Here is a 5,615-nt window from a genome sequence, read left to right as displayed (position 1 = left end):
GTGTATGAGGGGTAGGGGGCGGTGGCTCTGTCGCGCAGCCATGGCAGGGCAGGGCGATGCACTTCCGCTCCGCTGAGTGGTCGGCACGTCACTGACGGTAGAGGTAAAGCTTTGCCTCGGTCAATTGAAACTGGAATACTCGTGCCTCAACTCGCATGAGAGAAGGGGCGCATGGCTTCCAGAGCAGTGATCACGGCGCGTCAGGAACGACTGGGCGCCGAATTGCGCAAGCTTCGTGAGCGGGCGGGGCTGACACTGCGTGCTGCCGCGCGGGCCTTGGGCATCTCGGAGAGCAAGTTGTCCAGCACAGAGGCGGGACGAGTCGGCGTCAGCGCTGAGCGCGTACAACACCTGGCCAGCCAGTACGCGTGTCACGACGCCACTTTCGTGAGTGCACTGGTGGCCATGGCGACCGAGCCCAAGGGGGGCTGGTGGGAGGGATACCGGGGCAAGGTGCCGTCGGGATACCTTGACTTGGCTGAACTGGAGCACCACGCCAAGCACTTGACCAACTTCGAGTGCGTGCACATCCCGGGTCTGCTTCAGACGGGGGACCAGGTACGGGCGATCTTCGGGGCGTCGGTGCCGAAGCTGTCGGAGGAGCAGCTGGAGACACGCGTCGAGTTCAGGCTGCGCCGTCAGCAGGCCCTTGAGGGGATGCGCTATGCCGCGGTGATCCACGAGGCCGCTCTACGGATCAGGGTGGCTGACCGGAAGGTGGCTCGGGAACAGTTGTTGCAGATCCTGGAACGCCAGGTCAATGTGCGTGTGGTGCCGTTCGACGTGGACGGTTTCGCTGGGGTGGTTGACCCCGTGGTGTATGCGGGCGGCCCTGTTGCGCAGTTGGACACCGTGCTGGTCGACAGTCAGCACGGTAGTGCTTTCCTGGATGCAGAGGCTCAACTCGCGCGCTATCGCGAGGTGCTCCACAAGGTGGAGGCGGCTGCATTGGGGGTCGTAGAGTCCCGGGAACTGATCCGTCGACTCGCACAAGACTTCTGAAAGGTCAGGGCATGCGCGACATCACATGGCAGAAGTCCTCGTTCTCCAGCGGTGGCGACGCTGCCAACTGCCTCGAGATCGCCGCCACTCAAGGAGCCCTGCGGCTCCGCGAAAGCGACGAGCCCGGCACGGTCATCGAGACAACCGGTACCGGACTCGCCGCCCTCATACGGCACTTGCGCCACCGCTAACGCAGCAAGCTGAAGCCCAGCCTCGGATAGTCCACCGTCGGGACGCCCACCGCCGACGGGCCGAAGCTGAGGGCGCCCGTCGTCGTCACGCCGGACGACGCGCCCCGCAGGTTCCACACCGCGCCGTTCGCGTCGTTCTCGCCGGGCGCGCCGACGGAGAGGTCCGCCTTGCCGTCGCCGTTGAGGTCGGACAGGCGTACGGCGGTACCGAAGAAGTCGTTGGCCTCGGCGGTGCCGGGTACGCCCTCGGTGGCCTGGGAGAACGCCTGGGAGCCGGTGCCGGTCAGACCGGTGGCCGAACCGCGCAGCACGGTGACGCTGCCCGTCTGGTGGACGTCCCCGACCTTCTCGTAGAGCGCGCCGACGGCGACGTCCGCGTAACCGTCACCGTTGACATCGCCGACGGAGAACGAGTCCCCGAACCAGTCCTCCGGCTCGTCCGCGCCCGGCACTCCCTCGGAGTCCTGGGTGATGGTCGTCTGCGGAGAGGTGCGGACGCCGGACGCGCTGCCGAGGTAGGCGCTGACGGAGCCGCCGTCGCCCTCGCGGACCGTGCCCGGGGGCGCGCTGGTGACCACGTCGGCGTAGCCGTCGGCGTTGAGGTCGCCGACGGCCGCCAGCCTGTGGGACTCGTTCTTCAGGAACTTCTGGAAGGTGAGCCCGGACGCGGAACCCAGGTAGATCAGGGTGCCGTCGTCGTACGTCCAGTCGTCGGGGTGGTACTGGCCGCTGACGACCAGGTCGGCGGTGCCGTCGCCGTTGACGTCGCCGGAAGCGAGGTGCTGGGCGCCGTAGATGATGCCGGCCTGTAGATCCGTGGTGAGCTTCTGCGTGGACGCGGCGCCGGACGCCTTGGTGAAGCCGCCCTCGTGGATCCAGATGTCCTTGGCCGTGCTGCCGATCGCGAGGTCGGCCTTGCCGTCGCCGCCGAAGTCACCGACGGCGAGGGACTGTCCCCACTCGGCGCCGGCCGCGGCGGCGGGGTCGGCGACGGTCAGGCCGCCGGAGAGGCCGTCCTTGCTTCCCCAGACGACCACGACCGTGCCGCTGTCGGTGTCGCCGTCCACGTCCTCCTGCTCGGTGCCGACGACCAGGTCGGCGTACCCGTCGTTGTTGAGGTCACCGGAGGCGAGGGCACGGCCGAACTCGTCCTCCTGCTCCGCCGTGCCGGGGATCCCGCTGGTGTTCTGGCTGATGACCGCGGACCGGTCGGCACTGATGCCGGACGCCGAGCCGTAGTTCACGACCACGGCACCGGCGTACTTGGCGCCGCCCACGGTGGCCATGGGGGCGGCGGTGACGAGGTCGTGGTAGCCGTCGCCGTTGAAGTCGTCGGTGAACTTCGCGGGGGCGGCGGCCGCCGGAGTGGCCGTGGCCAGGGTGAGCAGACCGCCGGTCAGGGCCGCTGCCGTCGCTGTGGCCAGGGTGAGGCGTAAGGGGTGCTGCATGAAGTTCCTTCCTGCGCGGGTCAGTCGTTGAGGGCGTCACCGAGGACGGAGCCCCGCGCGATGCCGTAGTCCGAGGGACCGAACACGTCGGCACTGTTGCCGGTGAGCCCGGTGCTCGTGCCGTGCAGCTGCCAGACGGCACCGCTGCCCGCGTTCCGGTACGGGTTCTCGTACGGCGCCGACACCGCCAGGTCGGCCCTGCCGTTGCCGTTGAAGTCGGCGAGCCGGACCCGGGATCCGAAGACGTCGTTGTTCTCAGCGGTGCCCGGCACGCCGGGGGAGTTCTGCGAGAAGCGCTTGGCACCCGTGGTGGTCAGACCGTTCGATCCGCCGCGCAGGAGGAGGACGTCACCTCCACGGCGCGCACCGTCCAGTGACTCGTACGGGACGCCGATCGCCAACTCGGCGCGTCCGTCGCCGGTGACGTCGGCGATGGACAGCGCGGCGCCGAACTCGTCCTCGGGCTCATTGCCGCCGGGGATGCCGGAGGAGCCCTGGTGGTAGGTGTGGCGCTGAGGATTCAGGCCGCCCGCTCGGTCGGCTGCTCCGTAGTGGACCATCACGTATCCGGCGCCACCGCTACGGTCGTTGAGCCCGTTGTCGTACAGGCGGGAGTTGGACAGACCGATGGCGAGATCGTCCCGGCCGTCCCCGTTGAGGTCACCCGCGGTGACGGTGTTCCCGCCGGCGAGTTCCGCCCGGTTGAAGAAGTCCGACGGCTCCGGCTCGCTCGCGCCCCCGGCGGTGTAGATCACGGTCGCGGCAGGGCCCGTCACGGCCAACTCGTCCTTGCCCTTGCCCGTGAAGTCCCCGGCGGCCAGCTGAGCGATGCCGATGGAGCCGTCCCCCCGGGTACTGACGAAGGACGGGGACGGAACGGATGTGCGGCCGAATCCGCCCTCGTACAGCCACAGGCTCGCGAGGTCCGCGACCACGATGTCCGGTGACGCGTCGCCCACGAAGTCGCCGACCACGGTGTCGTTGCCGAAGAACTGGTCGTCGTACGAGAGCCCGGCCGGCAGGACCGTCCCGCTGCGGAAGGGCGTGGTGCCTCCCCACAGGACGGTGACCGTGCCGCGCGCCGACAGGTCGCCGATGCTCTCCGCCTCGCTCGTGACCAGGAGGTCCGCGTAGCCGTCGCCGTCCAGGTCTCCGCTGGACAGGTCCGTGCCGAAGGTGTCCTCCGTCTCGGCGGAGCCGGGGATACCGGACGAGTTCTGGGTGATGTAGACCTTCTTGGAGGTCAAGCCCGCCGAGGATCCGAACGTCACCAGGACCGCACCGGCGCGCTTCTTCCCGTCGATGGTCTTCTCGGGCATGCCGACGGCGAGGTCCCGGTACCCGTCCCCGTTGAAGTCGTCCGCGTACTTGGCGGGCGCGGCCGACGCGGGAGTGGGGAGGGTGAGTGGGGCGACCCCCGCCGCCACGAGGGCGGTGAGGGTCGTGATGGTGCGCAAGCGCATTGGTAGGGCTCCGGTCAGCCGAGGAGGTTGGCGCCGAACGCGCCGTAGGTGGACGTGCGGCCCAGCGAACCCGGGCCGAAGGAGCGGTCGCCGTCGGGGGAGATGCCCGTGCCGTCGGAGAGCATGGCCGTGATCGCGCCGACGCCCTCGTTCTCGAAGACCCCGCTGACGGTGTAGTCGGCCTTGCCGTCGCCGTTGAGGTCCTTGAGCAGGACGTCCGAGCCGAAGTAGTCCATCGTCTCGGAGGTGCCCGCGACGCCGGCGGAGGCCTGGGTGAGGGTGCGGGCGCCCGTGGTCGACAGGCCGGTCGCCGAGCCGTACATCAGGGTCGTGGAGCCGGAGTCCTCGGTGGTGGTGCCGTCCTCGAAGATGGTGCCGATCGCCAGGTCGCCGTAGCCGTCGCCGTTGATGTCGCCGACCGAGACGGCGCTGCCGAAGCCGTCGTTGGCCTCGTTCGTGCCGGGGACGCCGGGCGAGGCCTGGGTGAGGGTGTGGGCGGTGGCGGGGTCCGGGCCGTTCGCCGTGCCGGGGACGATCGTGACCTTGCCGCCGAGGGAGCCGCTCAGGTCGCTGTCCCTGGTGAAGACGTTGCCGAGGACGATCTCGCCGTAGCCGTCGCCGTTGATGTCGCCGACCGCCGCGGAGACACCGCCGCCGGGCAGCGTGGTGGGCGCCACCGAGCCTGGGCCGGTGGCGGCGCCGGGGTAGTACCAGGCGGTGGAGCGGGTGGTGCCCGGGTCGTCGGCGTCGGCCTCGACGCGGCCCACGACCACCAGGTCGTCCTTGCCGTCCTTGTTGACGTCGCCGGACCTCAACGTGTCGGGGCCGTACTGCAGGCTGTTCGGGGCCGTGACCTTGACCGTGCCGCCCGTGGTTCCGTCCTTGGCGATGCCGCCCTTGACCACGTACACGGAGGCGTCGCTCGCGCCCGTCGCCAGGTCCTGCTTGCCGTCGCCGTCGAAGTCGCCCGCGGTCAGCAGCCGGCCGAAGGCGTCGTGGGTGGAGGCCGCCGGGTCCTTCACGCTCGTACCGCCCGAGACGCCGGTGGCGGAGCCCCACAGGACGGTGACCGATCCGCCGTCCGTCGCGGAGCCGACGTCCTCGCCGGAGGCGCCGACCGCGAGGTCCGTGTAGCCGTCGCCGTCGAAGTCGGCCGCCGCCAGCGCGTCGCCGAAGGTGTCCTCCGCCTCGGCGACTCCGGGCACACCGGCCGTGCTCTGGCTGAACGTCTTGTACCTGGCCGTGTTCGTCGGGTCCACGCCGGCCGAGCCGCCGTACATCACCGCGACGTACCCGGCCATGGACTTGCCGCTGACCTTCGCGTACGGGGCGGAGAAGGCCAGGTCGCCGTAGCCGTCGCCGTTGAAGTCGCCCTTCAGGCCCGAGGGCGCGGCCGAGGCTGTCGTAGGGAGGGCCGTGAGCAGGCCCGTGGTCAGGGTGGCGGCCAGGAGCAGGGTGCGCTTGCGCAAGGAGGTCTCCAGGTTGGGAGGGGCGGGCCCGCACTCCGGGTG

At 70.0% G+C, this 5,615-nt stretch carries 5 protein-coding genes; 2 read left to right on the top strand and 3 right to left on the bottom strand.

Annotated features, from left to right (window positions below; translation table 11 throughout):
* Nucleotides 1–171 precede the first annotated feature (171 nt).
* Both FNH08_RS43185 and FNH08_RS43180 read left to right on the top strand, forming a co-directional pair.
* The gene (locus FNH08_RS43185) at nt 172–1,002 is read left to right on the top strand and encodes a helix-turn-helix domain-containing protein (RefSeq protein WP_152776980.1); all 831 of its coding nucleotides are present in this window, start codon (nt 172–174) and stop codon (nt 1,000–1,002) included.
* Between the two features lie 11 nt (nt 1,003–1,013).
* Nucleotides 1,014–1,193 carry a DUF397 domain-containing protein gene (locus tag FNH08_RS43180; RefSeq protein WP_152776979.1) on the top strand — a complete coding sequence of 60 codons (180 nt, stop codon included), beginning with the start codon at nt 1,014–1,016 and terminating at the stop codon, nt 1,191–1,193.
* Here FNH08_RS43180 and FNH08_RS43175 read toward each other — a convergent pair.
* From FNH08_RS43175 to FNH08_RS43165, 3 genes are all read right to left on the bottom strand, one after another.
* Complete coding sequence (locus tag FNH08_RS43175; RefSeq protein ID WP_152776978.1) at nt 1,190–2,641, bottom strand: FG-GAP and VCBS repeat-containing protein; 1,452 nt, start codon at nt 2,639–2,641, stop codon at nt 1,190–1,192. The two genes, FNH08_RS43180 and FNH08_RS43175, sit on opposite strands and share 4 nt — an antisense overlap.
* Before the next feature lie 20 nt (nt 2,642–2,661).
* On the bottom strand, nt 2,662–4,104 hold the full coding sequence (locus FNH08_RS43170) for an FG-GAP-like repeat-containing protein (protein ID WP_152776977.1): 1,443 nt from the start codon (nt 4,102–4,104) through the stop codon (nt 2,662–2,664).
* A 14-nt stretch (nt 4,105–4,118) separates the two neighbouring features.
* Nucleotides 4,119–5,615: FG-GAP-like repeat-containing protein (locus FNH08_RS43165; protein WP_322726387.1), on the bottom strand; the 1,497-nt coding region annotated here is incomplete at its 5' end.

The sequence above is a fragment of the Streptomyces spongiae genome, from assembly GCF_009377185.1.
Classification (GTDB): domain Bacteria; phylum Actinomycetota; class Actinomycetes; order Streptomycetales; family Streptomycetaceae; genus Streptomyces; species Streptomyces spongiae.
Note: the sequence above shows the minus strand (reverse complement) of the source record. Positions and strands in the feature narration are given on the sequence as shown.